Source organism: Halomonas sp. H2 (assembly GCF_050215315.1).
Taxonomy (GTDB): domain Bacteria; phylum Pseudomonadota; class Gammaproteobacteria; order Pseudomonadales; family Halomonadaceae; genus Vreelandella.
In genome coordinates, this window is the sequence record NZ_CP189760.1 from 1,096,764 (window position 1) to 1,121,333 (window position 24,570).

At 56.1% G+C, this 24,570-nt stretch carries 23 protein-coding genes and 1 riboswitch; of the genes, 17 read left to right on the forward strand and 6 right to left on the reverse strand.

Annotation, left to right across the window (positions count from 1 at the left end; translation table 11 throughout):
• Nucleotides 1-85 precede the first annotated feature (85 nt).
• Both ACQE2I_RS04950 and ACQE2I_RS04955 read left to right on the forward strand, forming a co-directional pair.
• Nucleotides 86-826, forward strand: coding sequence for a tellurite resistance TerB family protein (locus tag ACQE2I_RS04950; RefSeq protein WP_427030352.1), 741 nt, complete (start codon nucleotides 86-88; stop codon nucleotides 824-826).
• Entirely contained in the window at nucleotides 826-1,305 is a 480-nt protein-coding gene (locus ACQE2I_RS04955; protein WP_427030353.1) for a phosphatidylglycerophosphatase A family protein, read from the forward strand. The genes ACQE2I_RS04950 and ACQE2I_RS04955 overlap by 1 nt, the downstream gene beginning before the upstream one ends.
• Nucleotides 1,306-1,625: 320 nt before the next feature.
• Here the strand turns inward: ACQE2I_RS04955 and msrA are convergent, their stop codons facing one another.
• Together msrA and ACQE2I_RS04965 are read right to left on the reverse strand one after the other, a co-directional pair.
• Nucleotides 1,626-2,294, reverse strand: a complete 669-nt coding sequence (gene msrA, locus ACQE2I_RS04960) for a peptide-methionine (S)-S-oxide reductase MsrA (protein WP_427030354.1) — start codon at nucleotides 2,292-2,294, stop codon at nucleotides 1,626-1,628.
• Between the two features lie 99 nt (nucleotides 2,295-2,393).
• Nucleotides 2,394-3,314: a LysR family transcriptional regulator gene (locus ACQE2I_RS04965; protein ID WP_427030356.1), complete on the reverse strand. Its 921-nt coding sequence runs from the start codon at nucleotides 3,312-3,314 to the stop codon at nucleotides 2,394-2,396.
• 150 nt (nucleotides 3,315-3,464) lie between these two features.
• On the opposite strand from ACQE2I_RS04965, the gene ACQE2I_RS04970 reads away from it, so the two are divergent.
• The 6 genes from ACQE2I_RS04970 (at nucleotide 3,465) to ACQE2I_RS04995 (ending at nucleotide 11,039) form a co-directional block, all read left to right on the forward strand.
• Nucleotides 3,465-4,976 carry a CoA-acylating methylmalonate-semialdehyde dehydrogenase gene (locus tag ACQE2I_RS04970; protein ID WP_427030357.1) on the forward strand — a complete coding sequence of 504 codons (1,512 nt, stop codon included), beginning with the start codon at nucleotides 3,465-3,467 and terminating at the stop codon, nucleotides 4,974-4,976.
• A gap of 26 nt (nucleotides 4,977-5,002) precedes the next feature.
• Nucleotides 5,003-6,673: a GMC family oxidoreductase gene (locus ACQE2I_RS04975; RefSeq protein WP_427030358.1), complete on the forward strand. Its 1,671-nt coding sequence runs from the start codon at nucleotides 5,003-5,005 to the stop codon at nucleotides 6,671-6,673.
• Nucleotides 6,674-6,876: 203 nt separating this feature from the next.
• On the forward strand, nucleotides 6,877-7,083 hold the full coding sequence (locus ACQE2I_RS04980) for a cold-shock protein (protein ID WP_022522448.1): 207 nt from the start codon (nucleotides 6,877-6,879) through the stop codon (nucleotides 7,081-7,083).
• Nucleotides 7,084-7,321: 238 nt separating this feature from the next.
• The gene (locus ACQE2I_RS04985) at nucleotides 7,322-9,091 is read left to right on the forward strand and encodes an SLC13 family permease (protein ID WP_427030360.1); all 1,770 of its coding nucleotides are present in this window, start codon (nucleotides 7,322-7,324) and stop codon (nucleotides 9,089-9,091) included.
• Nucleotides 9,092-9,181: 90 nt separating this feature from the next.
• Nucleotides 9,182-9,847 carry an alpha/beta hydrolase gene (locus ACQE2I_RS04990; RefSeq protein ID WP_427030362.1) on the forward strand — a complete coding sequence of 222 codons (666 nt, stop codon included), beginning with the start codon at nucleotides 9,182-9,184 and terminating at the stop codon, nucleotides 9,845-9,847.
• A gap of 190 nt (nucleotides 9,848-10,037) precedes the next feature.
• On the forward strand, nucleotides 10,038-11,039 hold the full coding sequence (locus ACQE2I_RS04995; RefSeq protein WP_427030363.1) for a YihY/virulence factor BrkB family protein: 1,002 nt from the start codon (nucleotides 10,038-10,040) through the stop codon (nucleotides 11,037-11,039).
• Between the two features lie 79 nt (nucleotides 11,040-11,118).
• On the opposite strand, the gene ACQE2I_RS05000 is transcribed toward ACQE2I_RS04995, so the two are convergent.
• Complete coding sequence (locus ACQE2I_RS05000) at nucleotides 11,119-12,528, reverse strand: PhoH family protein (RefSeq protein WP_427030364.1); 1,410 nt, start codon at nucleotides 12,526-12,528, stop codon at nucleotides 11,119-11,121.
• A gap of 294 nt (nucleotides 12,529-12,822) precedes the next feature.
• On the opposite strand from ACQE2I_RS05000, the gene ACQE2I_RS05005 reads away from it, so the two are divergent.
• Complete coding sequence (locus tag ACQE2I_RS05005) at nucleotides 12,823-13,689, forward strand: cation diffusion facilitator family transporter (RefSeq protein ID WP_427030365.1); 867 nt, start codon at nucleotides 12,823-12,825, stop codon at nucleotides 13,687-13,689.
• Nucleotides 13,690-13,710: 21 nt separating this feature from the next.
• Here the strand turns inward: ACQE2I_RS05005 and ACQE2I_RS05010 are convergent, their stop codons facing one another.
• Entirely contained in the window at nucleotides 13,711-13,896 is a 186-nt protein-coding gene (locus ACQE2I_RS05010) for a DUF3008 family protein (protein WP_427030366.1), read from the reverse strand.
• 107 nt (nucleotides 13,897-14,003) lie between these two features.
• Here ACQE2I_RS05010 and ybaK point away from each other — a divergent pair, with 107 nt between their 5' ends.
• The 3 genes from ybaK (at nucleotide 14,004) to ACQE2I_RS05025 (ending at nucleotide 16,873) form a co-directional block, all read left to right on the forward strand.
• Complete coding sequence (gene ybaK / locus ACQE2I_RS05015; RefSeq protein ID WP_427030367.1) at nucleotides 14,004-14,471, forward strand: Cys-tRNA(Pro) deacylase; 468 nt, start codon at nucleotides 14,004-14,006, stop codon at nucleotides 14,469-14,471.
• 95 nt (nucleotides 14,472-14,566) lie between these two features.
• Nucleotides 14,567-15,964 (forward strand): ATP-dependent RNA helicase DbpA, encoded by a 1,398-nt coding sequence (gene dbpA / locus ACQE2I_RS05020; RefSeq protein ID WP_427030368.1) that lies wholly within the window; start codon nucleotides 14,567-14,569, stop codon nucleotides 15,962-15,964.
• A gap of 33 nt (nucleotides 15,965-15,997) precedes the next feature.
• Nucleotides 15,998-16,873: a PA4780 family RIO1-like protein kinase gene (locus ACQE2I_RS05025; protein WP_427030369.1), complete on the forward strand. Its 876-nt coding sequence runs from the start codon at nucleotides 15,998-16,000 to the stop codon at nucleotides 16,871-16,873.
• A 102-nt stretch (nucleotides 16,874-16,975) separates the two neighbouring features.
• On the opposite strand, the gene ACQE2I_RS05030 is transcribed toward ACQE2I_RS05025, so the two are convergent.
• Nucleotides 16,976-17,452, reverse strand: coding sequence for a 6,7-dimethyl-8-ribityllumazine synthase (locus tag ACQE2I_RS05030; RefSeq protein WP_427030371.1), 477 nt, complete (start codon nucleotides 17,450-17,452; stop codon nucleotides 16,976-16,978).
• Between the two features lie 97 nt (nucleotides 17,453-17,549).
• A riboswitch (FMN riboswitch) is annotated at nucleotides 17,550-17,714 on the reverse strand.
• 198 nt (nucleotides 17,715-17,912) lie between these two features.
• Here ACQE2I_RS05030 and ACQE2I_RS05035 point away from each other — a divergent pair.
• From ACQE2I_RS05035 to ACQE2I_RS05045, 3 genes are all read left to right on the forward strand, one after another.
• The gene (locus ACQE2I_RS05035) at nucleotides 17,913-18,953 is read left to right on the forward strand and encodes an AbrB family transcriptional regulator (protein WP_427030373.1); all 1,041 of its coding nucleotides are present in this window, start codon (nucleotides 17,913-17,915) and stop codon (nucleotides 18,951-18,953) included.
• A gap of 90 nt (nucleotides 18,954-19,043) precedes the next feature.
• The gene (locus ACQE2I_RS05040) at nucleotides 19,044-20,939 is read left to right on the forward strand and encodes an ABC transporter ATP-binding protein (RefSeq protein ID WP_427030374.1); all 1,896 of its coding nucleotides are present in this window, start codon (nucleotides 19,044-19,046) and stop codon (nucleotides 20,937-20,939) included.
• 71 nt (nucleotides 20,940-21,010) lie between these two features.
• The gene (locus ACQE2I_RS05045; protein WP_427030375.1) at nucleotides 21,011-22,018 is read left to right on the forward strand and encodes a zinc-dependent alcohol dehydrogenase family protein; all 1,008 of its coding nucleotides are present in this window, start codon (nucleotides 21,011-21,013) and stop codon (nucleotides 22,016-22,018) included.
• A gap of 83 nt (nucleotides 22,019-22,101) precedes the next feature.
• Here ACQE2I_RS05045 and ACQE2I_RS05050 read toward each other — a convergent pair whose 3' ends face one another.
• On the reverse strand, nucleotides 22,102-22,368 hold the full coding sequence (locus ACQE2I_RS05050) for a hypothetical protein (RefSeq protein WP_427030376.1): 267 nt from the start codon (nucleotides 22,366-22,368) through the stop codon (nucleotides 22,102-22,104).
• A 174-nt stretch (nucleotides 22,369-22,542) separates the two neighbouring features.
• Between ACQE2I_RS05050 and ACQE2I_RS05055 the strand changes: the two genes are divergently transcribed.
• Both ACQE2I_RS05055 and ACQE2I_RS05060 read left to right on the forward strand, forming a co-directional pair.
• Nucleotides 22,543-23,691 carry a hypothetical protein gene (locus ACQE2I_RS05055; RefSeq protein WP_427030377.1) on the forward strand — a complete coding sequence of 383 codons (1,149 nt, stop codon included), beginning with the start codon at nucleotides 22,543-22,545 and terminating at the stop codon, nucleotides 23,689-23,691.
• A gap of 39 nt (nucleotides 23,692-23,730) precedes the next feature.
• Nucleotides 23,731-24,567, forward strand: coding sequence for a mechanosensitive ion channel family protein (locus ACQE2I_RS05060; protein WP_427030378.1), 837 nt, complete (start codon nucleotides 23,731-23,733; stop codon nucleotides 24,565-24,567).
• The last annotated feature ends 3 nt before the right edge of the window (nucleotides 24,568-24,570 follow it).

Sequence of the window (24,570 nt, forward strand, 5' to 3'; positions counted from 1 at the left end):
CATGCTGCATTCATGCAGCATGGTCTATAACGTAAGTTAATCATCAAGCGCGCACTCAATATAATATTTTCTTAGGAGCACAAGGATGAACGCAAGCAAGATTTTACAGCAGCTTATGCAGCAGGCCGGCGGCAGTCAGAAGGGCGGTAGTGGCAGCGGTATGGATGTTAAAGGCATGTTGAGCGGGCTCTCTAAACAGTTGGGCGGCGGGAGCAGCCAGGGCGGTGGTTCCTCTAGCGGTTTTGATATTAAAAGCCTACTCGGCGGTGGCGCGATGGGCATGTTGGTGGGCTCTAAGCGCGGCCGCAGCATGGGCGGCAAAGCGCTGAAATACGGTGCCATTGCGGGCGTTGGCATGCTGGCTTGGAAGGCGTGGCAAAGCTCTCAGGCGGGGAAAACTGGCGATACGCAACAGAATACTGCCCAAAATGCGTCAGAGGGCGAGCGGGTAGAAGTACTCAGCGGTGAGATACAAGAACGCCGCAGCCTTGAACTGCTGCAGGCGATGATTATGGCCGCCCGTGCCGATGGCCACATTGATGAGCAGGAGCAGGCGCTAATCACCGAGCAGATTGATGCGCTAGGGGCTGACCAAGAGATGCATAACTGGGTCGAGCAGCAGCTAAAAGCACCGCTGGATGCCCAGGCGCTGGCCCGGGAAGCAGACTCCCCACAGGCAGCGCGGGAAATGTACCTGATCAGCGTGGCCGTGACTGACGACCAAAACCCCATGGAGCGCGCCTGGCTTGATCAGTTGGCCAGTGCCCTGAATTTGCCTAAAGAGATGACCGTTGCGCTTGAGCGCCAAGCGCAGCAGGCGGGTTAATGCTCGATACGGTTAATTTTTGGCTAGCCACCGGCTTTGGGCTGGGGCTAGCGCCGGTGGCGCCCGGTACTTTTGGCTCGCTGCTGGGTGTCCCGTTAGCGTGGTGGTTGCTGGGCCGCCCGCTTAGCCAGCAGGGCATCATCGTTGCTGTATTGCTGGTGCTGGCGATACCGGTTTGCCACGTTGCTGCTTGGCACTACGCAGGGTTAGACCATGGCAGTATCGTGGCCGATGAGTACGTGGCGTTCCCACTGGCGGTAATGGGCTTAGCCGCTGCGCGCCATCCGCTAGTCATGGCACTGGCATTTGTTATCTACCGTTTCTTCGATGCATTGAAGCCGCCGCCGATTCATCTGGCAGAGTATGTTCATGGCGGTTTTGGCATTGTGTTGGATGATGTTATCGCGGCGCTGGTGACCTGGATGGTGATGGCGATTGGGCTAAAGCTTTGGCAGCGTCGAACGTTTCAGCGTGTTTGAAAAAAACGCCGCCCATCTGATCATCAGAAGGACGGCGTATTCTTTATCACTCGCTATTTACAACTTACGACTCACCAACCACATCATTACTCTTGAACGACAATCACCGACTTAACATTGACGAACTCAAGCATACTGAAGCCGCCGTGTTCGCGACCATAACCAGAGTTTTCACCGCCGCAGAGGATTTTCGCGCCCTTACGCACACTCTCTTTTGCGGCCTGCGCCGTCGCTGCCGGTTAGCGTTACACCACGTAATGTAGCGCTAACAGTGGGGCAGTGGTTGTGCGTATGAGTTCCAATGGTGACCCTAGATTTGGTTACTCAAAAGTGGGGCCTCCGGCTTCTTCACCCCAAACTTCTTCCAGGCGGTCATCGCGGCCACAGCTGAAGCGGTAAAATTTATAGCGTACGGGGTTCTTTTGGTAATAGTCCTGGTGGTACTCCTCGGCGGGCCAGAACGTGGTAGCTGGTAATATCTCGGTAGCGATCTCACGGTCAAAGCGTGTTTGCATTTCCGCTTTGGAGGCTTCGGCCAGTTCACGCTGCTCGTCATCGTGATAGAAGATGGCTGAGCGGTACTGGTCGCCCACATCACAGAATTGACGGTCGACCGCGAAGGGGTCGATATTGCGCCAGAAAATATCTAATAACTGTACGTAGCTGATCTGCTCTGAATCGTACTCGACTTGCACCACCTCCGCGTGGCCCGTGCCGCCTCTTGAGATATCCTCATAGCTGGGGTTCTCAAGCTCGCCGCCGATATAGCCAGATATCGTCGCGCTCACGCCCGGTTGATTGTCGTAAGGTGGCTCCATGCACCAAAAACAGCCACCGGCAAACGTAGCCTCTGTATTGGCTTGGTTTGGTGATGACTGATTTGGTGGTGACTGGTCTTGAGATGACTGAGCGTACAGTGGCGCACTGGCGAGGCCAGCGGCTGCCATTACGCACAGCGCTAAGGGGCGCAAAAGAGCAAGACGTATCATGGAAGGCTCTCCAGTGGCAGTGGCGAATCATTGTTGGATATCGAGTCACTTAGTGGCGCGGGGTTCCGTTTCCTTACAGGCATCTCCTTACCGCCATCTCTAGTCGAGTCGATGTGGCCAGACTTCATCCAGTGTGCTCAAGGCAGCATTAACCATCGGCTCGTTGTTGCTGTCGTGGCGCCAGATAAAGCTTAACGCGCAGGGTAGGCGAATGTTATCCGCCACGGCCAGGCCGCTCTCCTGGCGTTCAGCCATGGCCAGGGCGTCGCGAGCCAAGCTCAAGCCAACGCCAGCGCGCACTAAATCCAGCATGCAGGCTTCCTGATCCACCTGAGCTACTCGGTTGGGCACCGCACCACTCTTGGCGAGCGCCTGCTTTAATAACCGGTGGTGGGCGGAATCTTGCGGCGTAATAATCCACGGCAGCGTGGCTAGGTGCTCCCAGCGGGTATCGATAAGCCGGTTTTCCCAGCCCGCAGGGGCAATCACGTGATAGTCAAAGTGCGTTAACTCACGCCAAACCAGCGGCCCATGCCCTTTTCCAGGGGCGAGCCTCGGGCCTTCACCGGGGGGCGCCAGGTAAAAACCGACGTCGAGATCGCCCTGTTCCACGCGGTTTAGCACACTGCCGCTCATGCCATGCTGCAATTCTGTTTCTAATTGCGGCGCACGGGCCATCAGGCGGCTTAAAAAATCGCCCAGGCGGAGAAACTCGGGGTCGACAATGGTGCCGATTGAGAGCTTGCCGCGCAGGGTGCTGTGCAGCGCCCCAGCGGTTTGTTCAAACCCCTGGGCGCTCGCAAGCGCTTTTTCAGCGGCGGGCAACAGCGCGTGACCGTCAGCCGTCAGCGCGAGGCCCTGAGGGCGCCGACTAAACAGCGTGAGACCTAAATTCACCTGAAGCTGCTTCAACTTTAGACTAATGGCAGGCTGGGTTAGGTGCAATTGCTCGGCGGCGCGCGACACGCTGCCCGTTCTAGCAACGGCCACGAAGGCGCGCAGGGTGGCGTAGTCTTGCATGGAGGGCCTCAAATTAAACGCTGTTATTAGCAGATCTTATAACTGGCTTTTAAATAACTCAATTGATCTGTTCGCTGGGCCCAGTAGGCTAGGCTGCAGGTAAGCTCTTTGCATACGTTCTCAACATGCGTTCTTAAAACAGGTACTCCCATGACAACAACAGCGATTCAGCACTTTATCAATGGTCAGGTTAGCGCGGGTGAATCTTCCCAAGCCCAGGACGTTTTCAATCCTGCCACTGGCCGCGTTACCGGCCGTGTGTCGCTTGCATCCCCGGCGGACGTCAATACCGCGGTAGACGCCGCCCAAGCCGCTTTTCCTGCCTGGGCCGATACGCCGCCCATCCGTCGTGCCCGGGTGATGTTCAAGTTTTTGGAGCTGTTGAACGCCCATAAAGACGAGCTAGCCGAAGCGATTACCAAAGAGCACGGCAAGGTGTTCACCGACGCCCAGGGAGAAGTGGCCCGCGGTATTGATATCGTCGAATTCGCCTGCGGTATCCCGCAGTTGTTGAAGGGTGATTACACCGAGCAAGTGAGCACCGGGATCGATAACTGGACGACGCGCCAGCCGTTAGGTGTCGTCGCTGGTATAACGCCATTTAATTTCCCGGCCATGGTGCCGATGTGGATGTTTCCGCTGGCGATTGCCGCTGGTAATACGTTTATTTTGAAACCCAGCCCGCTAGACCCCAGCGCCTCGCTGCTAATGGCCGACCTGCTAAAACAAGCAGGGCTTCCCGACGGCGTGTTCAACGTCGTTCAGGGCGACAAAGACTCGGTGGAAGCGCTGATTGATCACCCGCACGTTAAGGCGCTGTCGTTTGTGGGTTCCACGCCGATTGCCAACCTGATTTATGAGCGTGGCGCGCGCAATGGCAAGCGCATTCAAGCCCTGGGTGGCGCTAAAAACCATATGGTGGTAATGCCGGATGCGCATTTGGATAAAGCCGTTGACGCATTGATTGGCGCCGCCTACGGCTCTGCCGGTGAGCGCTGCATGGCGATCAGCGTGGCGGTGCTGGTTGGTGACGTGGCGGATAAAGTCGTCCCAGCGCTAGCGGAACGTGCCAACGCGCTGAAAGTAAAAGACGGTATGCAGCTGGATGCAGAAATGGGCCCGATTGTGACCCGTGAGGCTCATCAGCGGATTACCGGCTATATCGAAAAAGGCGTGGCGGAAGGTGCCGAACTGGTGGTCGACGGCCGCCGTTTTAATGCTTCATCAACGGGTGACGACTGCGCCGAAGGCTTCTGGATGGGCGGCACGCTGTTCGACAACGTCACCCCCGAGATGACGATCTACAAAGAGGAAATTTTTGGCCCGGTGCTGGTTTGCGTGCGGGTGCCGGATATCGCCACGGCCATTCAGTTGATTAACGACCACGAGTTTGGCAACGGCGTTAGCTGCTTCACCGAAAGCGGTACGGTGGCGCGAGAATTTGGCCGCCGTATCCAGGTCGGCATGGTGGGCATCAATGTCCCCATCCCAGTACCCATGGCGTGGCACGGTTTTGGCGGTTGGAAGCGCTCGCTATTTGGTGATGCGCATGCCTACGGCGAAGAGGGCGTGCGTTTCTACACCAAGCAGAAATCCATCATGCAGCGCTGGTCAGACTCCATCGACGCAGGCGCCGAATTTGTGATGCCCACGGCGAAGTAACGCCTAAACGTTATGGGAGCCAACGCATGCCAGCGCCAACTAATAATAATTTCGACTATATCGTGGTAGGAGCAGGCACCGCCGGGTGCCTGCTGGCTAACCGACTCAGCGCCAACCCTAACAACAAGGTGCTGTTGATCGAAGCGGGCGGTCGCGATAACTATCACTGGATCCATATTCCGGTGGGCTATCTCTACTGCATTAATAACCCACGCACCGACTGGCTATTTCGCACCGAGCCAGATAAAGGGCTCAATGGCCGTTCGCTGCTCTACCCGCGGGGGAAAACCCTGGGCGGCTGCTCTAGCATCAACGGCATGATCTATATGCGCGGCCAGGCGCGGGACTACGACCACTGGGCGGAAGTCACCGGCGATGATGCCTGGTGCTGGGAGAACTGCCTACCCGACTTTATCAAACATGAAGACCACTACCGTCTGGACGAGGGCGTCGATGCAGACGCCCAGCACAAGGATTTTCACGGCCACGGTGGCGAGTGGCGGATCGAAAAGCAGCGCCTTAAGTGGCAGGTGCTGGATGATTTCGCCGAAGCTGCCGTGCAGGCGGGCATCCCGCGTACCGACGATTTTAACCGCGGCTCTAATGAGGGCGTGGCCTACTTTGAGGTCAATCAGCGCTCGGGCTGGCGCTGGAATACCGCCAAAGCGTTTTTACGCCCCGCGCTGAAACGCGACAACCTAACGCTATGGCACTCCACCCAGGTCAATCGATTGCTTTTTCAGAGAGCGGAGGAATTGCGCTGCATAGGTGTGGAGGTAGAGCGAGGAGGTAAAACCCAGCGTGCGATGTTAAGCAAGGAAGGTGGCAGTGCAGAAGTGGTGCTTTCTGCGGGCGCTATTGGTACGCCACATCTACTTCAGCTTTCCGGGGTGGGCCCCGCAGAGACGCTGCGTGAGCACGGCATTGAGGTTGTGCATGAGCTGCCGGGCATCGGCGAGAACTTGCAGGATCACCTGCAGATTCGTTCGATATATCGGATTACTAATGGCAAAACCCTCAATGCCATAGCCAGCACGCTGTGGGGTAAAGCGGGAATTGGCCTTGAGTACCTGCTTAAACGCTCTGGTCCGATGAGCATGGCACCTTCGCAGCTGGGCGCTTTTACCCGCAGTGCGCAGGATCAGCCGCACCCCAATATTGAGTACCACGTGCAGCCGCTAAGCCTGGAAGCCTTTGGACAGCCGCTACACCCGTACCCGGCGATTACCGCCAGCGTGTGCAATTTAAACCCTACCAGCCGGGGCACCGTGCGGCTGAAAAGCAGCGACCCGCGCCAGGCCCCGGCGATTTCGCCTAACTACTTGAGTACGCCTGAAGATCGCAAGGTGGCGGCGGACTCCCTGCGCGTGACCCGGCGTATCGCCGAGCAGCCCGCGTTTGCCAAGTACGCGCCAGAAGAGGTGAAACCAGGCGTTGAGTATCAAAGTGACGATGAGCTAGCGCGCCTGGCGGGTGATATTGGTACGACTATTTTTCATCCCGTGGGTACCACGCGAATGGGCCGTGATGACGACGCCATGGCGGTGGTCGATGCGCGCTTGAGAGTGCGCGGTGTGAACGGTTTGCGGGTAGCCGATGCGGGCGTTATGCCGACCATCACCAGCGGCAATACTAACTCGCCCACGCTGATGATTGCAGAGAAAGCCGCCGGCTGGATATTGGCGGAGCGTTGTTAGTCTTAACCCATACCTAGGTGATGTTCGGGCCGGTGTTGACGTGCAAAGCGGTTTGGCGCAAGATGCGTGCAGTTGGTTAGCAAGTCGAACGTTGTCAGCAGTATAGAAGCGCCTCTAGCGTTAAATCTGGTGAAAGTCTCTTGTTATACCCACTGCAATTCGGGTATTTCCCGGTTTAATTAGCAACATCGAGGATTTCGATCATGGCAACTGGTACCGTTAAGTGGTTCAACGACACTAAAGGTTTCGGCTTCATCTCTCCTGACGATAATGGCGACGATCTGTTCGCGCATTTCTCAGAAATTCAGGCAGAAGGCTTCAAATCCCTGCAAGACGGCCAGAAGGTTTCCTTCGACGTCACCCAGGGTAAAAAAGGCCTTCAGGCTTCTAACATCAAAGTAGAAGGTTAATTCCTTTACTGAGGTGTTAACAATCACCGCCTAGCGTTGATTGACCAGAAAACCCCGCCGAGCGCGGGGTTTTCGCTTTTTAGGTTTTGTAACCTAAACTTAGTTCACCTCACACCTCACACCTCACACCTCACACCATATTCCATTTTGATCTTTAAATGTTTCTAAAAATAACTTTTTAGAATATGAGATTAGCTTCACAATACCGCCATGCTTATTTGTTAAGGATGTCGTGGTTATGTCGCTGGATGCTTGGATAGCGGTAGGGGTGGTACTCACCATCTTCCCGTTAATGGCCTTTTCACGCCTGGGGCCGGACATTATCTTGTTGGGCGCAGTTATTGTGCTAATGACGCTTGGGGTGATTGACCCCCAGCAGGCGCTAGGGGGCTTCTCCAATAGCGGCCTGTTTACCGTGGCGTTTATGTATGTGCTGGTGGCCAGCATTCGCGAAACCGGCGGCATCGACCTGATCATTCGCTATGTGCTCAAACGGCCCAAAAGCGAGCGGGGCGCGCTGGCTCGCCTGTTGCTGCCGGTGGCTTCGCTTAGCGGCTTTGTCAATAATACCCCCGTCGTTGCTACCTATATTCCCGCGGTCATGAGCTGGAGCCGTCGGCTGCGCTTGTCACCCCAACGGCTGCTGATGCCGCTTAGCTTCGCTTCTATCCTGGGTGGCACCATCACGCTGTTTGGTACCAGCACGAACCTGGTGGTGCATGGGCTATTGCTGGAGCGTTACCCAGAACTCGGCATGGGCCTGCTGGATTTGGCCTGGGTAGGTGTTCCCGTCGCCGTCGTAGGACTGGGCTATCTTATTTTGCTCGGGCCGCGGTTGTTGCCTGCCAGGGAAGGGCTGGCCAATGTGTTTGCCAACCCACGCGAGTTTACTATCGAAATGGAAGTCGATCCGGCAGGTGTGCTGGTGGATCGTACCGTTGAAGAGGCGGGACTACGTCACCTACAGGAGCTGTTTCTGGTCGAGATTGAACGCGCAGGCAACGTGGTCAGCGTGGTGGGGCCGGGCGAGCAGCTTAAAGGCGGCGACCGGCTGGTGTTTGCAGGCACCTCTGATGCGGCAGTGGAGTTGCAGCAAATTCGCGGTTTGATCCCCTCCCGAGATGGCATTTCCAGTTTGGAGAAGGAGTTTAAAGAGCGTCGCTTGGTCGAGGCGGTGGTGTCTAATCAGTGTCAGTTTATTGGTCAGCGTATTCGCGATGGCCACTTTAGAACCCTGTATGGGGCAGCGGTGCTGGCGATCTGCCGTGGCGGCGAACGGGTTAAGGGCAATCTGGGCCAGGTGCGGCTGCAGCCCGCCGATGTGCTGCTGCTTGAGGCGCGGCCCCCGTTTATTGAGCGGCACCGCCAGTCACGGGACTTTTTGCTGATTAGTGAACTCAATGGCGCGGCGCGGCCGATTCATGAAAAAGCTCCGTTAGCGTGGGGCCTGCTGTTAGGTGCGGTGCTACTCGCTGCTTTCGGTGTGCTGAGCATGCTCAACGCTGCCATGTTGGGAGCCGCCTTGGCGTTGCTGACCGGCTGCTGTTCGGTGGGCGCTGCCAAGCGTGGCTTGGATACCCAGGTGCTGCTCACTATTGCCGCCTCCTTTGGGGTGGGGGCGGCGCTTCAGAGCTCCGGCGCTGCCGGGGTGATCGGCGGTGGGGTGTTGACCCTGGTGGCGGGTAATCCACTGCTGCTGCTAATAGGCACTTACTGCGTGGTGGCGCTGCTGACCGAACTGGTCACCAATAACGCAGCGGCGGTGATTATTTTCCCGGTGGTAATGAGCGCCGCGGAAAGCTTGGGCGTTAGCCCGATGCCCTATGTGGTGGCCGTCATGTTTGCCGCCTCGGCGAGCTTTTTAACCCCAATCGGCTATCAAACCAATTTGATGGTGTATGGCCCAGGGGGTTACCGGGTGAGCGATTTTCTACGCCTGGGCAGTGGATTAAATATACTGACGGGTGTCATAGCGCTGGTTTTAATTCCCCTGGTATGGCCTTTTTAATTGGGCTGTGATGACTTTAGGCGCTCTCCTGCTCGCTGTTAACGCGGGTTTGCGCTAGGGTGACGCTTTTTGCATAAGGAATACGACGTTATGACTGCTCCTGGCGAACTGATTATTGAACCGAAAGATGGTCAACCCGCCGATGCCTGTGTGTTCATTATTCACGGCTTAGGTGCGGACGGGCACGATTTTGAACCGCTGGTGCCCGCACTGGCGCTGCCCAAAGATTCCCACGTGCGTTTTATCATGCCCCATGCGCCGCGCTTACCCGTGACCATTAATGGCGGCATGGTAATGCCCGCTTGGTACGATATTCTCGCCATGGATTTGGGCCGTCGAGTTGACGAGAGTCAGCTCAAAAAATCCGCTGAGCGCATCCAGGCGCTGATCCAAGAGCAGATTAATCAGGGTATCGATAGCCAGCGCATTATTGTCGCGGGCTTTTCGCAAGGTGGCGCGGTTGCCTACCACGCCGCGCTTACTTTTCCCGCGCAGCTGGGTGGCTTATTAGCCATGTCGACCTACTTCGCGACCGCCGACAATATTGAGCTAGCAGAAGCTAATCGTCAGATCCCAGTGGAAGTGCAACACGGGAACTTTGATCCGATTGTGCCTGAAACCCTGGGGCGCAGCGGCGCCGACCGGTTGAAAGAGATGGATTACGCGGTCAATTATCGCCAGTACCCGATGGCCCATGCGCTTTGCCCTCAGCAGGTGAATGATATCGGCAAATGGCTGAGGCTTCGCCTGAGCTAAGCGCCTCTTCGTGACCGATGCAAGCAAGTGCTGTGGCCGCTGATGGGCGCGGTACTTAGCAGGGCGATGGTCTTCTGCAAAATCCTGGTGGTGTCACCATGCCAGTGGTTTGATGATAGTGCTTGCCGTATTGCTTGCGGCGCTACTAATGTGGGAAGGCCAGCGATGAGACGACTGTATGGAATGTGCTATGGGTAAGCTCCCTATGGGTAAGCTCCCTCGCGGTCGCCGCGCGCTGGTACCCGGTGATATACCTCAGCGTGGCTGGCACGATATTGCCTGGCGTGTGATCCGCGCCGCGCGCCGAAACCGAATTACCATGCTGGCCGCCGGGGTGGCTTTCTACGCGTTATTGGCCCTATTTCCGACTATCGCGGCGGTCATTGCGGTCTGGGGGCTGCTGTTTGATCCCTACGAGGCGGGTCAGCAGTTGTATGAAATCAGCCGCTTTATGCCGCCGGATGCCGCTAAATTAATAGATCAGCAAGCCCAGCAGGTGGTTGAGAGTGCGGAGTCAGGTAGCTTTCTGGGTGCTCTAGCCGGGTTATTGATTGCCATGTTTGTCGCTTCCAAAGGGGTGGCGGTGTTAGTGGTAGGCCTTAACGTGGTGTACGGCGAAAGTGAAAAACGCAGCCTGTTGCACCGCAGTACGGTATTGGTATCGCTGACCTTTGGCTTGATTTTTATGACCCTGGTTTCGCTGGCGTTCATCGCCATCGTGCCGGTGGTGGTCAACGCCTTGTCGATTGATCCGCCGCTGAACCAGATACTGCAGTGGCTGCGCTGGCCGGCATTATTGTTCATGATGAGTATGCTAATCGCTCTGCTGTACCGCTACGCGCCTTATCGGCGTTCGGCTCAGTGGAGCTGGTTGAGCTACGGCACGCTGCTGGCGACGGTGATGTGGTTGTTAGGTTCCGGTGGGCTTTCGCTCTATGTGCGCTATTTTTCAACGTTTAGTGAGCTTTACGGTTCGCTGGGTGCGGTAGTGGCACTGATGATTTGGTTTTGGCTGTCTGCCTTTGTGGTGCTTTTCGGCGCGGAAGTGAACTGTGAAATGGAGCGCCAAACCTACAACGATACCACCGTCGGCGAGTCTCGACCGCTAGGTGAGCGCGAGGCGTTTGCCGCGGACACTATTGGCAGCCCACGCCTGTGGAAGATATCCGCAGACGACGCTGACGCTGAATAAGCCTGCTATCAACCTCCCACCCTTTAATAGCGGTGGGAGATGATGGGCCTAACGATGCGGTTTAAAGCGAGGATGCAGTTTATAGAAGCTCTTCTGCAGCCAGTGCCAAGCGCGAACGTTCAACGCTTTTCAGCGTGATGTGTCCTGCGTGTGGCCAGTCGCGAAAGCGCTCCACCACCGCCGCCATGCCGCAGGTGTTGGCAGTGAGATAGGGCGTATCAATCTGCCCAACATTGCCCAGGCAGACGATTTTGGTATTACGCCCCGCCCGCGTTACCAGCGATTTAAGCTGTTTGGGGGTGAAGTTTTGCGCCTCATCAATGATTAGAAAGGTGTCGTTTAAGGTGCGGCCACGCATAAAGCTCGGTGCACGGATTTGCACCCGCGAGCCAATCAACTGTCGCGTTGCGCCGTTATCCCAACTGGTTTCTCCCTCCTCGTTGCGCAGCAGGTTATCCATATTGTCGTGGAAGGCACCCATCCACGGTGACATTTTCTCCTCCTCGGTGCCGGGTAGAAAGCCAATGTCTTCCCCCATGGGGATCGGCGCGCGGGTAAACACAATACGCTCAAACAGCTTGGCATCCAGGGTCTGCTGAAAGGCGGCGGCCAGGGTCATAAAGGTCTTACCCGTACCGGCATTACCCGCAATGGTGACCAGATCAATATCGGGATCCATGAGTAGGTTTAGAGTGAAGTTTTGCCGGCTATCGTGGGCGTGAACGCCCCAAACGCCTGCGTGGTGGCGATAGTTCGTCAGCAACTGAAGACGCGCCGAAGAGGGCCCCAGTTCACGAATGATCGCTTCGAACTCCGCCCCGTTTTCGCTATCCGAGACCAGCATGCCCACGTGCCAGTGGCGGGGCATAGTGCCGGTGAGTTGGTAGAAAGTGTGGTGATCGAGTCGTTCCACCGTGACATCAACATTCAACGCTTCCCACAGTGAAGCGCCATGCTGGCCGGCGGAGGCGTAGACCTGGGCGCCCTCAATCATGGCGTCGCTGTCGGAGAAGGCACGGTCGTTGAGGTAATCCTCAACGGGCACTTTCAGCGCGGCGGCTTTAACGCGGAGGTTGATATCTTTGGTAACCAGGATGACCGAGGCGTCGGGACGTTCTTCGCGTAGGCGGCAGGTCTCCGCCAGGATGCGGTTATCGGGGCTATCGTCGAGGGCGTCAAAGAGCTTTAAATCGTTGTAGCATAAAAAGTGCAGGCGTCCTGTTTCGCCACTGATACGGGGAATCGGAACACCGCGCTGGATCTCATCAAAAGTGACTTGGCTGGTAAGGTCGGAGAGCGTACGGCTGATTTGGCGAGCCGTGCGGGCAATTTCACGTACACCATTTTTGTGCTTATCAAGTTCCTCCAGGACGGTCATGGGGATAACGACATCGTGCTCATCGAAGTGGTAGAGCGCGGTGGGGTCATGAATCAGGACATTGGTGTCCAACACATACAGCCGAGTGGCTTTCTTATCGAGTCGTACCATCGTTGGAATCACTCCTTGGTTGACGGCAACTTCGACACTGGCAGGTGCGTATTACGCTTGGATGACACTTGCCAGTGTTCCTCACGTGGCGTGTCCTGGCGTCTCCTTATTTAGCTCTTTTTAGTAGCGTGGAAGGCTTTGCTGATTTTTGCCATAAAAAAGATTTCAACGATATGTCAGTTGGCTCGCGAGGGCCTAGCGCAGGGTGGCTAAGAGCGCCATTTAACATTGGTGATTAATATGACCCACCACTATTATGGCGTCCAATTTGTCTAATGTGATGGAGTTATCCGCGTGACCCCCTTTGTTGCCGAGCGCCGTGCGCTAAGATTTTCAGCTATTTCAGCCAGCCTGTTTGCGTTTACCGGGTTGGCGTTAGGGCTAACCAGCGGTTCCATAACGATCCTGTTTGATAGCGGCTATTCGCTACTGAGCCTTGTGCTGGCGTCGTTATCGCTGTTTGCCCTGCAGCAGGCGCGTAAGCCTGCAGACGATCACTACCCCTTTGGGCGGCTGACGGTGGAGCCGCTTGCGGTGCTGCTCAAAGGCGTAGTGATCGCGATGGTGTGTATCGTCTCGCTGGTTTCCGCGCTGTGGAGCCTACTCGACGGTGGGCGGTTGGTAACGCTGGATTTGGCGCTGATGTTTGGCGTGGTCAACGTAACCGGCTGTTTATTAACCTGGTGGTGGCTGGCACGCTACGCCCGGGTGGCGCGTTCGTCGCTTTTGGCGGCTGAACTGCGCCAGTGGCAGATGGATACCTGGCTGAGTGCCGCCGTCATGCTCGGCTTCGCGCTCACCTGGGCATTAACCCAGACGCCGTGGGCCAGCTATGCACGCTTTGCTGACCCGGTCATGGTGCTGATCATTGCAGGCTACTTTCTGCCCATGCCGATTCGTATGGTGCGTGGAGCACTGCGTGAGCTGATGTTCGGTGTCTCGTGTGGTCATATGCGCCGCGAAGTAGTGGAGGATGTCGCCGATTTTGATGTCACCGCCGATGATGTTCGTTTAGCTCAGGTGGGTAGCTTCCTGATGGTCGACATCCAGCTCGACAAGCAGCAGTTCAACGATGCCCGAGAGATCGTCGATAGCGTAGAACTGCGTTGTAGGCGACTAAATCTGCGTCCAGTCACCAGCCTGACGCTGGTTACTGGCTAGGGCATATAGTTAGGCGAACCGTCAATCCTCTCTCTTTTGCGGCTTGCCTTTGCGCTGGGTGCCCGCCATCTCTTCTAGCTCGTCCTCACTCATTGAGTCATACATCTCTTTGGAGGCGCCTATCAGCTCGCTGGGTTGGGTGTCGCCACGCTTAGCTGAAAGTGCCGCACCAGCGGCTTTCTGCTGTGCTTTAGAGGTCGCTTTCATTTTAACACTCCCGTCAGTTGACTTCCTTTACTCGGTCACGTTATTAAATCTATCAATGGGTATTACTGTTTTCATACTGCCTGAGGCATTTAGCGTGAGAGACCGACATGACACCAGCGATTGATAGCGCAAAACAAGCGGGGTTTGCCTTTCAGCTTCATGAGTACGATCACGATGCCGCCGCGAACTCCTACGGTTTGGAGGCGGCAGAAAAACTTGGCGTAGCCGCATCGCAGGTATTTAAAACCTTAGTGGTAAAACTGGATGGTAAACAGTTAGCGGTAGGTATCGTACCGGTCACCGGGCAGCTAAACCTCAAACAGATTGCCAAAGCCGCTGGGGCCAAAAAAGCCGCCATGGCGGAGCCAACGGAAGTGGAGCGTACTACCGGCTACGTACTGGGTGGCGTGAGCCCGCTAGGGCAGAAAAGACGCTTGGCCACCTTTATCGATAACTCCGCAGAGGCGTTTGCCAATATCTATGTGAGTGCCGGGCGGAGAGGGCTTGAAATTGAGCTTTCGCCAAGAGACTTAGCTACGCTGAGCCAGGCTACATTTGTACCACTGACGACGTGATGTCGATGTGATGGCGGCGCAGGCCGGGGCGCTTTCTGTTATGGTGCCTCACATTATAGCTTTGCTAGGCAATATAGCCCCTTCAGGAATTTTTTGTGTCCGACACTTCTTTTGCATCTCTGGCGCTTCCAGCAGCGCTACTGACGAATCTAGACACCCTTGGCTACCACGAAATGTCGCCGGTGCAGGCGGAAAGTCTGCCGCCCATGCTGGCTGGGCGCGATGTGCTGGCCCAGGCGAAAACCGGCTCGGGTAAAACGGCGGCGTTTGGTTTAGCACTGCTAGCTAAGCTGAAAGTGGAGAGCTTCGCGGTGCAGGGCTTGGTGCTTTGCCCCACCCGAGAACTCGCTGACCAAGTGGCTGAAGAACTGCGCCGCTTGGCTCGCGGTATGGCCAATGTGAAAATACTCACCCTATGCGGTGGCGCGCCGTTTGGCCCGCAGCTCGGCTCTTTAGAGCACGGTGCGCATATTGTGGTGGGCACGCCAGGGCGTATCGACGAGCACTTACGCAAAGGCTCGCTTACGCTCGATTCACTCGCCATGCTGGTGCTGGATGAAGCTGATCGCATGCTGGATATGGGCTTTCAGGCAACCATTGATGACATCATTGCCGAAACGCCTGAGGATCGCCAAACGCTGCTGTTCAGCGCGACCTTTCCCGATGAGCAGTCATCCGGCGGCTTGACCGCGATGACCCGTGGCGTCATGCGTGAGCCGGTGACCGTCAAAATCGCCGAGGTCCACGACGCCCGCACGATCCAGCAGCACTTCTACAGCGTCGCCAACGAAGAAGCGCGTTTTGACGCGTTGCGCCAGCTTCTACTGGTCTACCGGCCCGCGACCAGCGTGGTGTTCTGCAATACCAAACGCGAGACTCAGGCAGTGGCTGAGCAGCTGACCGATGCCGGGTTTAGCGCCGTGGCGCTGAATGGCGATCTTGAGCAAAAAGATCGCGACCGTATCTTGGTTCTGTTTTCCAACCAGAGTACCTCTATTCTGGTGGCCACGGACGTTGCCGCCCGAGGCTTGGATATCGCCCAGCTAGACGCCGTGTTTAACTACCAAATTGCCCGCGAGCTTGATGTGCACGTACACCGGGTGGGGCGCACCGGGCGTGCCGGGGCCAGCGGCGTTGCCTGTACGCTAGTCACTCCTAAAGAGAGCTACCGGTTGGAGCGGCTGGAAGGGTTGCTGGAGCAGGCAATTAAAACGGAACCCATGCCTAAACCCCAGCACTCGGTGCCGTTTGAGCCGCCGATGGCGACGTTGCAATTAGCCGGTGGCAAGAAAGATAAGCTGCGCCCGGGTGATATTCTGGGCGCGTTGACCAGTGAGGGTGGGCTGCGCGGTGATCAAGTGGGTAAAATCAAAGTACTCGCCCGCAGTGCCTATGTGGCCGTTGAGCGCAATGTGATCCAGCAGGCTCAGGCCAAACTCGAGCGTGATAAATTAAAAGGGCGGGCTTTCCGTGTTCGCCGTATCCGTTATTGAACGTGTACCAAAGAGGAGCCGACGCAGCTAACCATGAAAATCCCTAAGCGATTACAGCCGCTGGTCGATGATGGCATGATCGACGAGGTGCTGGTTCAGTTAATGAGCGGTAAAGAGGCGCAGGTCTACGTGGTGCGCTGTGGTGAAGAAGTGCGCTGCGCCAAGGTGTTTAAAGAGGCCAAGCAGCGCAGCTTTAAACAGGCTGTGCAGTATCAAGAAGGGCGTAAAGAGCGCAATAGCCGCCGTTCACGGGCGATGGCCAAGAAAACCCGCTACGGCCAGAAAGAGCAGGAGCAGGCGTGGCTGAATGCCGAAGTCGACGCGCTCTACCGCCTTGCCTCGGCTGGCGTACGCGTGCCCGAGCCCCACGGTTTTGTCGACGGCGTACTGCTGATGGAGATGATCAGCGACGCCGAGGGCAACGTGGCGCCGCGCTTGGACGAAGTGACGCTTACCCCAGAGCAGGCCGAGAGCTACTACGCCAAGGTCATTCAGGACGTGGTTAAAATGCTCTGCGCAGGCCTGATTCACGGCGATTTGTCGGAATTCAACGTGCTGGTCGATGCCTCCGGCCCGGTGATTATTGATCTGCCCCAGGCCGTTGACGCTGCCGGTAATAACAGCGCGGCCGCGATGCTGTATCGCGATGTGGATAACATGCGCAACTACTTCGGCCAGTTTTCACCAGAGCTCCTCACCAGCGAATACGGGAGAGAAATGTGGGCGCTATATGAAACCGGCGAACTACACCCAGATAGCAAGCTTACCGGCCACTTCGATGCCGATACCCACATTGCCAATGTGGATGAGCTGATGGAAGTCATCGACGATGCCAAAGAGGAAGAGGCCGAACGTCAGGCACGCATGCGCGATGATGACGATGATGGCGAGATTCCGCAGCCCTATTAATCCAGTCTTGCTACTTCAGCCTTGCTAGGCCTGCCTCAATCAATAGGCTCCTCTCGTTTTATGGCAAGCGTTAATGGTAACGCGAGGAGCCTAGGCAGTGGCCTACGTTAGCCCCTGAATCCTTTTATGGTTTTCCAGGGTCATGACCAACGCTTCGGCGGCTTCCTTGCCTTTGGCGCGGAAATGGTCATGGAAAAACGCATGGTGCGTGCTGTGTTCATGAAAATGATGGGGCGTCAGCACAACAGAAAGAATGGGAATTTCGGTTTCCAGTTGCGCTTGCATCATGCCTTCAATGACCGCTTGGGCAACAAATTCATGCCGATAGATGCCTCCATCAATGACGAAGCCAGTTCCCACAATGGCGCTGTAACGACCAGTTTTGGCGAGTAGTTTAGCCTGTAGCGGGATTTCGTAAGCCCCGGCGACTTGGAATATCTCGACTTGATCAGCAGAAAAGCCATGCTCGCTGGCAAGTCGAGCAATGAAGGCCTCTCTGGCTTGGGTGACAATATCGTGATGCCAAGATGCTTCGATAAAGGCAACGCGAACTGATGAGGAGTGTTGGGTCTGATTCATGGTCATCCTATGGGGATTGTTTACCAGAACCAGGGCATGAGGCATCCAATAGCACAGCACCCGTACGCGCTAGAACGCTACAGGTAATATCACTAGGAAACCTTCTCTTTTATCCGGACTATTACCGTCGGCTTCGGGATCTCACCGAATCTGCTGTCCTCAACCGTCCAGTTTTATCCATTGGTTGAGCGCTCGTGGGCTTGTCCGCATTGACTGCGGCACCACCACCGGTGGGGACTTGCACCCCGCCCTGAGAAAGTTAGCCATTAATGGCGAGGGGTATTATACGCTGGCTGGATAGTAGATGCAGACGTCGAAACAAATATTTTTAATCAGCAGCTATCGCTGGGAATGGCGCGGCGTCACCCCTGAACGACGAGTAACAGTGATAAGCTGGCCATAACGCTTAGCAGGATAAGTATCTTGGCGCTTAGCCAGAGGTTGATCATGGGAGGACAGTTTGAAGGGCTACCGTTTCAGTGCAGAGAGTTTAAAGGCGCTTGCTATTTCGCTGGGAGTAGGTGCCGTGGGCGGTACGCTGTTTCAACTGACGGGGCTGCCTCTGGCCTGGATGCTGGGCCCCTTAATTGCCAATCTGCTGGCCTCTTCACAAGGTGTTAAAGTCTCGGTGCCTGAGCCGCTGCGCAATGTCTTCTTAGCGGTGATGGGCATGGTGCTAGGTAGCCAAGTGACGCCGCAGTTGGCGCACCGCGTAGTGGATTGGCCGATATCGGCGGTGCTGTTGCTACTGGGAGTGGCGGCTTCCACCGCCGTGGCGGCTGCCTGGTATCGGCGCTGTGGGTTTGATCCGGTTAGCGCCTGGTTTGGCGCCTCGCCTGGCGCGATGACGGCGATGATTCTGCTGGGTGATAAGTGCGGTGGCGACCCGCAGCGTATTGCGGTGGCCCAGTCGCTACGCATCATTTTAGTGATTCTTTTTTTGCCACCACTATTTTGGGCCTACGAGGGCGGCGGTGAAGGCATCGGTCCTATTCATAGTGGTTTGGAACACGGCTGGATGCTGTTGCTGATTCCGCTGCTATTGCCGCTCGGCCGCTGGCTACGAATTCCCAGCTCTGCACTACTGGCGCCGCTGATAGTAGCTGCCCTATTATCTGGTTTTGATATTGCCAGCCTCGCCCTGCCAGGGTGGGGGATGAACGTGATGCTATGGGTACTGGGCAGTGCCATTGGTTCACGTTTTCAGGGTATGACGCGTAAACTGCTGGGTCGCTATTTATGGCAGTCGGGAGTTGCGACGCTGCTAGCGCTGATGGTACTGGTGCTGTTTGCCGAGCTCATTCATCAACTGCTTGGGGTCGGGCGTGATGTCGCGCTGCTGGCGCTGGCACCGGGCGGCATTGGTGAAATGGCGATCCTTGCGGTAGCGCTAAACATCGATCCGGTATTTGTTGCCTTCCACCATTTACTGCGCATGGTCACGCTGATGATCATTGCCCCGTTCTGGGCGCGCTGGCTGCTGCGCCACTCCTCTGCATAAATACCCATAACGCTATTAGTCTAGAACGCTAGGTAATTCATAACGACAGTAAGACCGTTAATACCAACGCCAGTGACGCAAGGAAATCTCATGCTATCGCGTGTTTTACAGCCGCTATTTCGTTACTTCGAAACGCGGGTTAATCCCTACCCAGAAGGCGAGGTTAAAACACCGCCCAAGGGCTTAATGCCGTTTATCGTCCACTTCTCCCGTCCGATGCTGCCGCTACTGTTGTTAATGACGCTGTTCACAGCACTGGTATCGGCGGCGGAAGTGGTTTTTTTCAGCTACATGGGCCAGCTAGTCGATTGGCTGGGCAATGTTGAGCGGGCAGGCTTTTGGGCTGAAAACGGGCTGTGGCTAACAGGTCTGGGGCTATTGCTGTTGATCGGTTTGCCGCTGTTGGTACTGTTGCAGTCGCTGGTCACCCATCAAAGTATTTTCGGTAACTACCCGATGATTGGCCGCTGGTTATCGCATCGCCATATGCTCAGTCAAAGCCTGGCATTTTATCAGGACGAATTTGCCGGGCGGGTATCGCAAAAAGTCATGCAAACGGCGTTGGCAATCCGCGAAACCGTCACCAAGGTAATGGGGCTGCTGGTTTACGCCATTGTTTACTTTACCGGCGCGGCTTTTCTGTTGGGCCGAGCGGATCTATTGCTGCTGATCCCGCTGGGCCTTTGGTTAGTAGGCTACCTGGCGATTATGCGCTTCTTCGTGCCGCGCCTGCGCGATGTCTCCATGGCCCAAGCGGACGCTCGGGCGCAAATGACCGGCCGCGTAGTGGACAGCTACAGCAATATCCAAACCATTAAGCTGTTTGCCGACACTGAGCGAGAGCAGCGCTATGCCCGCGATGCCATGGAAGGCTTTATGGTCACCGTTCATCGCCAGATGCGCTTGGTAACCATTATGAGCGTAGGTTTGACGCTGTTAAATACCGCGCTGTTGGTGGGCACGGCAGCCATGGCCATCAGCGCCTGGTACATGGAAGCGATTTCGCTGGGTGTACTGACGATCGCCATCGCTCTGGTGATGCGCATCCGCTTTATGTCCGACTGGATTTTGTGGGAAGTTGCCGGGCTGTTTGAGAATATTGGCACCGTACAGGATGGCATGAATACCATCGCCCAGGAGCCGACGGTGCGCGACGCTCCCGGTGCACAGCCGCTAAACGTCCCCGATGGGGAGATCCGGTTTGACGCCATGCGCTTTGGCTATGCCCAGGCGAAAGGCGAAAGTAAAACGGTATTTGATGGCTTAGAGCTTACGATTGCTCCTGGCGAGAAGATCGGCTTGATCGGCCGCTCAGGTGCCGGTAAATCGACCCTCGCCAATCTGCTGCTGCGTTTTTACGACGTACAGGGTGGGCGCATTCTGATCGATGGGCAGAATATTGCCGAGGTGACCCAGACCTCCTTGCGCCACCAGATTGGCATGGTCACCCAGGACACCTCGCTGCTGCACCGCTCGCTACGCGATAATATCCGTTATGGCAGCCCACATGCCAGCGACGAAGACGTTTGGAACGCAGTGTGCCGCGCTCATGCAGATACCTTTATCAATGACCTGGTCGACCCGAAAGGGCGCCGCGGGTTGGATGCTCACGTGGGCGAGCGCGGCGTTAAGCTATCCGGCGGCCAGCGCCAGCGGATTGCGATTGCCCGGGTACTACTCAAAAATGCGCCGATTCTGGTCTTGGATGAGGCGACTTCGGCGCTTGACTCAGAAGTCGAAGCAGCTATCCAGGAGCAGCTAGATACGCTAATGGAAGGCAAAACGGTTATCGCCATTGCGCACCGCCTTTCTACCATTGCTATGCTCGATCGGCTGATTGTGGTGGACGAAGGGTGCATCGTCGAAACTGGCACGCATCAAGAGTTATTAGCACAAGGCGGTATCTATGCCAGCTTATGGCAGCGACAGTCGGGTGGTTTTTTAGGTCACGACCTTGATCTAGAAGATAATGCCCTTATTTCATAATAGACCAGTCGTTTACTGAGCGTTTTAACAATATGACGTTTTTAACCACATGCGCTCAATAGGAGGTAGTGATGCAAGCCATTCAGCTTAGAGAGTCCGGCGGTTTAGACAAGCTAGAGGTCGTTGAACTAGCGGCTCCGGGAGAGCCTGGCCCCGGTGAAATTAAAGTACGCCTGCACGCCAGTTCGCTGAATTTCCACGACTACGCCGTGGTCGCCGGGATGATCCCGACGCAAGGCCAGCGAATTCCCATGTCAGATGGCGCGGGTGTGGTTGAGGCGGTCGGTGAAGGTGTTAGCGAATTCGCTGTTGGCGACCACGTGGTCTCGACTTTTTTTCCGCACTGGCTGGAAGGCCCGGCAAGAGTGGGTGATTTTCGTACTACGCCGGGCGACGGCGTGGATGGCTACGCTCGCGAATTGGTCGTGCGCCCGTTCGAGTGGTTTACCCATCAGCCCAAGGGCTATAGCCACGCAGAGTCCGCTACCTTAACCACCGCTGGCTTAACCGCTTGGCGCGCGCTCGTCGTCGATGGGGGTATAAAAGCGGGGGATAGCGTGCTGGTGCTGGGCACTGGTGGGGTGTCGATTTTTGCCCTGCAGTTTGCCCGCCTGATGGGCGCGCGGGTGATTGCGACATCGTCATCCAACGAAAAGCTGGCGCGGCTACGCGAAATGGGCGCTGAGCACACCATCAACTATAAAGAGACGCCAGACTGGGGTAAGCGTGTGAAAGAGCTGACCAACGGCGAAGGCGTTGATCACGTTGTTGAGGTGGGCGGCTCTGGCACATTGCCGCAGTCCATTGACGCGGTGAAAATCGGTGGGCATATCGCCTTGATTGGTATCCTCACTGGCCGTGAAGGTGAACTGCCAACGGCTAAGCTAATGGCTAAGCAGGCGAGTTTAAAAGGCTTAATAGTGGGTAGTCGTCGCCACCAGATCGAGATGATCCGCGCGCTGGAAACCTTCGATATGCATCCGGTCATTGACTGTGAATTCCCGCTGGCCGAGATCGCCGACGCTTTCCGCCATCAGGAATCTGGTCAGCACTTCGGCAAGATTTGCCTGACGTTTTAAATCGGCTGGCTTACTTTCAACGAAGTGAGCCATAGATAACCTGCTTGCACGCCTTGCGCACTTGCCGGGCGTGCAAGTGCAGGCTAATCCGGCAAACGGCTGTAGACCACACCTTTTACTTCCAACTCCAGTATTTCATCGTAGGGAACCGTAACCCCTTCCACGTCACCCGGCGTGCGGTGGCTGTTTTTAATCTCGGTTTCAGGTATCACCTTTACGCCTACCAGCCCGACGTGCTGAACTCTGGCGCTGAAGCGTTTGCCTTCGTGCTCAATCAGTAGCCGCTCACCGGCAATACACTTTTCAAGCTTGGCATGCAGTTCTGCTTCGCTAACGTGGACAACACTCATCGCTGACTCCTTTAGCTTTTCCATTGTTTGGCAATCAAAAATAATAGTCCGTTAAGTGTGTGCTAATTACTGTCTGTAACGACTTTATTTTAGACTATAAGTTCGTCTTTGAGGTTAGCAGCTGGGTGCACCGTGCTAAAGTGAGTGCTTAACGCTAGCCATAGGAACAGAGTCATGGGGGAGCAATCATCATCGGCCGATACGCCGCTGTGGGTGGTCGTTGAGCTTGAGCAATTTAATACCCCTGAGCAGACCCAGGCAAGCCAGTGGCGACGCTCGTTGCGTTCGGCTTCGACGTGGCTGGTGGGCAAAAACAATACTGAGCAGCAGGTAAAAGAAGAAAATGAACTGCGTGCGCTACCCGAGGTTAAGCTTACACACTTAGTGCCGCCCATCGATTGGGCGCCCGCCACAAAGGCTTTAGCGCAGCAGCTAAACGGCCTGAAAGCGCCGGTTACGTTTTTTATTACGCCGCCTCACGGCGGCCATGTGGCAGTGGTTAACCACTGGGCAGAAGCGCATCTGGTTGCCTGTGTGCCACCGCCAACGCTGAGCGAACTCGCTGAGGGTGATACTCAGTGGGTGGCGCGTTGCGCCAATCAGCGCCATTGGGCAGTCCCCGCGTTAGAGCGCCACTTTTTGCGCCATACTCAGGGTATTCAGGGCGTGCGTGAATTTCTTGAGCGCGCTTTAAGTGGCCGCTTGGGGCAAGGTGTGATTGGCTGCGACAGCTGGACGTACGCCTACCTACAACAGGTGATCGGTATCGAGGGTGCGCCGGTGTTTACGCTTCAATCCATGGAAGGCGAGCAGTTATCGCACTACTTTACCAAGATTGCGACCCATAGGGGGCAGTCGCCGTTGGTCTACAGCACGCGAACCGGCAAGCCGGTATTGACTGAATCAGCAACCCAGTCTGCCGATAAAGCCCCTAACAAAGAGCTGCAGCGCTTAGCCGCTCACTGCCGTGGTCATATCGGCCTTGCTTGGCACTACTGGCGGGAGCGGCTGCGTGAGCCAACATCAGACGATGAAGAGGCGCTGTGGCTGGTAGATGCCCTCGCCGAGGCGGAGCTTTCCGCCGATACCGGAGATATCGCCACGCTGGTGCTGCATGCCCTGTTAATTCATGGCGGGTTGGATGATGACTCGCTGGGGCAGGTGCTGCCATTCTCACACCATGAAGCCCTTAATGCGCGGTTAGCGCTACAGCGCAAAGGCGTCGTTTCAAGCTGTGAAGGGCGTTGGCAGATTACCCCGTTGAGCTACGCCAGCGTTCGCCAATTACTGGAATCGCGCAACTACCTGGTCGATCCCCTTTAAGTAGCCCCGCTATTAGCGACAGGCCCGTGGAGGGCAGCCATGGACGAACAACAGAAGTACGCCCGACTGTTTAACGATATTGATAGCCAAGCACTGATCACCCTGGGGGTGGTGCTTGCCAGTGCTATTGTGCTGATCATCGTCAGCCAGCGTGGCCTAAACTGGTTGGCTAGCCGCTTACACGGTCAGGTGCGTTTTCGTATTTTTGCACTGGTACCGCTGACGCGCTTATTCATTTTGATCACGGCGCTCGCCATTATTGTGCCGATTATTATCGAGCCGTCGCTACGCAATATGGTGACGCTGCTGGGGGCACTGGGCTTAGCCATTGGCTTTGCCATGAAGGACTATGTTAGCAGCCTGATTGCGGGGGTTGTTTCAGCTATTGAACTGCCTTATCGCCCTGGGGACTGGGTCAATATCGAAGGCACTTATGGTGAGGTTAAACACGTCGGTTTACGCACCGTCGATATTCAAACCCCCGACGATGATTTGGTCGCCGTGCCGCACTTAAAGCTTTGGGATCACGCTGTCTACAACGCTAATAATGGCGGCACTAGCCTGCAGTGCGTAGCGAGTTTTTATCTACACCCTGAGCATGAGGCAGGCTGGGTACGTAAGGCGCTGCGCGATGTGGCACTGACCAGCGCCTATCTCAAATTCGATCAACCGATCATTGTAGTAGCCGAGGAGAAACCCTGGGGCACCCACTACCGCATACGCGCCTATCCGGTGGACCCACGGCAGCAGTTCTTGTTTATTACCGACTTAACTGTGCGTGGCAAAACGGTGCTGAGTGCCGCGGGCGTGCAGCCAGCACTGCTGCCACCGAACGCCGCGTTGGATGCCCACAACGCGGCAGACTCTACTTACTAAAGC